2 protein-coding genes and 1 pseudogene are annotated in these 4,274 nt (G+C 62.3%); all 3 read left to right on the top strand.

Annotated elements, in window-relative coordinates; all coding sequences use genetic code 11:
• Positions 1-293, top strand: a pseudogene (locus AC1DQP_RS17280) (DNA polymerase III subunit beta); the annotation flags it as partial.
• A gap of 945 nt (positions 294-1,238) precedes the next feature.
• A complete protein-coding gene (gene recF / locus AC1DQP_RS17275) occupies positions 1,239-2,336 on the top strand; it encodes a DNA replication/repair protein RecF (RefSeq protein ID WP_457319110.1) in 1,098 nt (365 codons plus the stop codon).
• A gap of 114 nt (positions 2,337-2,450) precedes the next feature.
• Positions 2,451-4,274 (top strand): DNA gyrase subunit B (locus AC1DQP_RS17270; protein ID WP_478052081.1); only part of this gene is annotated, 1,824 nt, incomplete at its 3' end.

The following is a 4,274-nucleotide window of genomic DNA, read 5'->3' as shown; positions in this document are numbered from 1 at the left end:
CCGCGATCCTGTCCAACGAAAAGTACCGCGGTATCCGCGTGGAAGTCTCGCCGGGCAACCTCAAGATCAGCGCGCACAACCCGGAGCAGGAAGAAGCCCAGGAAGAGATCGAGGCCGATACCACGGTCAGCGATCTGGCCATCGGCTTCAATGTGAACTACCTGCTGGACGCGTTGTCGGCACTGCGCGATGAGTTCGTGGTGATCCAGCTGCGTGATTCGAACTCGTCGGCCCTGGTCCGCGAAGCCAGCAGCGAGAAGTCGCGTCATGTGGTGATGCCGCTGCGCCTGTGACCTGAGCGCTTGGTTCCACGTGGAACCGATGTTTTGAAGAAACCCGGCCTCGTGCCGGGTTTTTTTTTCAGCCTTCGAATGATCCATGTTCCACGTGGAGCATTGGCAATCATCATGGGGTGAACCCGAAACCGCGTCGACGTTGGCCAGGACGGCAGCGGTCGGTAATCAGAGTCGCACCGCTCGCGCTGAACTGCCTTGCTTCGCTAACACAAGCCTCAAAGGATCCGCACCGATTGCCAGCAGACCATCCTCTTCGAATCTCGCCCGATCCTGAAGCAGCTGCGTGTGGTTTCGCCTCGGCCTGATCCGCGGTCGGACGGCTCCTGATTCGCCCGCTGGATCACAGCTCTATGCTTTAAAAACTGTATATAAATCTAAAGCTAGGTGGTGGTGGTAGGGCCAGATTTGGTTGAAAAGTACCTTATCTAGTTGAAATATAAGGGTTAATTGACCTCGAAACCCCCTGTAAAAGAGGGTCTGGGCCTGGGGGTCATCCTGTGGATATCTTTCAGCCCTTCTAAAAGGGCACTTTTTATCCACAGCCGCTACAGTAGTTGTGCAGAAGCAATACATGACCCCTGTGGATAGCCAGCGGCAAAGGCGTTGAATCTCGTCAGATCTGGATATGCAGGCCTGGGTGGCCCGTCCAGATTTGAAGGATTTGCGCCCAAGCCGACGTTCGGCCTAGAAGAGCGATGCGTAAAACGCGCGCAATTTCTTCAAATCTGCACGGCACCCGCCCTGCTCGCGCCTCAGATTTCAAAGAATTCGGGGTGCCCAGAGCGGTCGCTGACAGACGCCCTTCCGGGCATAAGCCCCCAGTGCCGGCATATCGGCCCAAGTGCGGCGTTTGCATCGCCGGCCACGTGGAACCGGTCCGATGCAGTAAGCTGATCGATTCCCCCTACCCGACTGCCGCCTCGTGCGGCCTTGATCGACCGCATGCACATCCGCCGTTTGTCCCTGCACCAGGTTCGCCGCTTCGATCACGTGGAACTGGCGCCCCAACCGGGCATCAACCTGATTACCGGCGACAACGGGGCGGGCAAAACCAGCGTGCTGGAAGCCTTGCATGTCATGGCGTACGGGCGCAGCTTCCGCGGACGGGTGCGCGATGGCCTGGTGCGGCAAGGGCAGGAGGCTTTGGAGGTGTTCGTCGAGTGGGACGAGCAGCGCGAAGGCGCGCCAAGTTCCACGCGGCGTAAAGCAGGACTGCGCCACAGCGGCCAGGACTGGAAAGGTCGCTTGGATGGCGAGGATGTTGCCCAGCTCGGCAATCTTTGCGCTGCGCTGGCGGTGGTGACGTTCGAGCCGGGCAGCCACGCATTGGTCAGCGGTGGCGGTGAACCGCGTCGGCGCTTCCTCGACTGGGGGTTGTTCCACGTGGAACCAGACTTCCTCTCCCTGTGGCGGCGCTACTCGCGTGCCCTCAAGCAGCGCAATGCGCTACTCAAGCAGGGCGGGCATCCCCACGCACTGGACGCCTGGGATCGAGAACTGGCCGAGGCCGGCGAACCGTTGACCACGCGTCGCCAGCATTACCTCGAACGCCTGCAGGACCGCACCATCGCCTTGGCCGAAGCGCTTGCGCCTAACCTCGATATCCAGTCGATGACGCTCAATCCGGGCTGGCGCAAGCAGGAACTGTCCCTGTCCGATGCGCTGCTGCTGGCGCGCGAACGCGACCGCATGGCCGGCTACACCTCGGTGGGTCCGCATCGCGCGGACTGGAGCGTGGGTTTTGCCACCATTCCCGGCCGTGACGCCCTGTCGCGCGGGCAGGCCAAGCTCACCGCCCTCACTTGCCTGCTCGCCCAAGCCGAGGATTACGCCGAACAGCGTGGGGAATGGCCGGTGATCGCGCTTGATGACCTGGCATCAGAACTCGACCGCACCCACCAGGCGCGGGTACTGGACCGATTGAAGGCAGGACCCGCGCAGATATTCATCACCGCCACCGAGATACCGGCAGCGCTTAACGACGCAACGCATATCACCCGGTTCCACGTGGAACATGGACAGGTCCAGCCTGTGCCATAGTGGGCTCCCGGAGGGCCACGGTGCCCGGCTGGTATAATTGCTGTTGCAACCCCTTATTACTCGGCGCCCCGCCTCACGGTGGCGGCCCGACCTGCGGAGCCTACGGCAAGCGCAATGACTGAAGAACAGAACACCCCGGCAAATAGCGGCAACTACGACGCCAACAGCATTACCGCCCTGGAAGGCCTGGAGGCGGTTCGCAAGCGTCCCGGTATGTATATCGGCGACGTCCATGACGGTACCGGTCTGCACCACATGGTGTTCGAGGTGGTCGACAACTCCATCGACGAAGCCTTGGCCGGCCACGCCGACGCCGTATCGGTGATCATCCACGCCGACGGTTCGGTCTCGGTGTCCGACAACGGGCGCGGCATCCCCACCGGCAAGCACGAGCAGATGAGCAAGAAGCTCGACCGCGAAGTCTCCGCGGCCGAAGTGGTGATGACCGTCCTGCACGCCGGCGGCAAGTTCGATGACAACAGCTACAAAGTCTCCGGCGGCCTGCATGGCGTCGGCGTCAGCGTGGTCAACGCCCTGTCGCAGAAGCTGGTCCTGGATATTYTCCAGGGCGGCTTCCATTACCAGCAGGAATTTGCCGATGGCGCCGCGGTCAATCCGCTGAAGCAGCTCGAAGCCAGCACCAAGCGCGGCACCACCCTGCGCTTCTGGCCGTCGGTAAAGGCGTTCCACGATAACGTCGAGTTCCACTACGACATCCTGGCCCGTCGCCTGCGTGAGCTGTCCTTCCTCAATTCCGGCGTCAAGATCGTCCTGGCCGACGAGCGTGGCGACGGCCGCCGCGACGACTTCCACTACGAAGGTGGTATCCGCAGCTTCGTGGAGCATCTGGCGCAGCTGAAGACCCCGCTGCACCCGAACGTGATCTCGGTAACCGGCGAATCCAACGGCATCACCGTGGATGTGGCGTTGCAGTGGACCGATTCCTACCAGGAAACGATGTACTGCTTTACCAACAACATCCCGCAGAAGGACGGCGGTACGCACCTGGCCGGCTTCCGCGGTGCGCTGACCCGCGTGCTCAACAACTACATCGAGCAGAACGGCATCGCCAAGCAGGCCAAGATCAACCTGACCGGCGATGACATGCGCGAAGGCATGATCGCGGTGCTGTCGGTGAAGGTGCCGGACCCGAGCTTCTCCAGTCAGACTAAGGAAAAGCTGGTCAGCTCCGACGTGCGCCCGGCCGTGGAAAGCGCGTTCGGCCAACGTCTGGAAGAGTTCCTGCAGGAAAACCCGAACGAAGCCAAGGCGATTGCCGGCAAGATCGTCGATGCCGCCCGTGCCCGCGAAGCCGCGCGCAAGGCGCGCGACCTGACCCGCCGCAAGGGCGCGCTGGATATCGCCGGCCTGCCGGGCAAGCTGGCCGATTGCCAGGAAAAGGATCCGGCGCTGTCCGAGCTGTTCATCGTCGAGGGTGACTCGGCAGGTGGCTCGGCAAAGCAGGGCCGCAACCGCAAGAACCAGGCGGTGCTGCCGCTGCGCGGCAAGATCCTCAACGTGGAACGCGCGCGTTTCGACCGCATGCTGGCCTCCGACCAGGTCGGTACGCTGATCACCGCGCTGGGCACCGGCATCGGTCGCGACGAGTACAACCCGGACAAGCTGCGCTACCACCGCATCATCATCATGACCGACGCCGACGTCGACGGCGCGCACATCCGTACGCTGCTGTTGACCTTCTTCTACCGTCAGATGCCGGAGTTGATCGAGCGCGGGCACATCTACATCGGCCTGCCGCCGCTGTACAAGATCAAGCAGGGCAAACAGGAGCAGTACCTCAAGGACGACCCGGCGCTGGATGCGTACCTGGCCAGCAGCGCGGTGGAAAACGCGTCGCTGATTCCGGCCGAAGGCGAGCCGGGCATCGAAGGCGTCGCCCTGGAGAAGCTGCTGCTTTCCTACGCCTCGGCGCAGGAA

This window comes from Stenotrophomonas sp. P5_A8, assembly GCF_056400545.1.
Note: the sequence above shows the minus strand (reverse complement) of the source record. Positions and strands in the feature narration are given on the sequence as shown.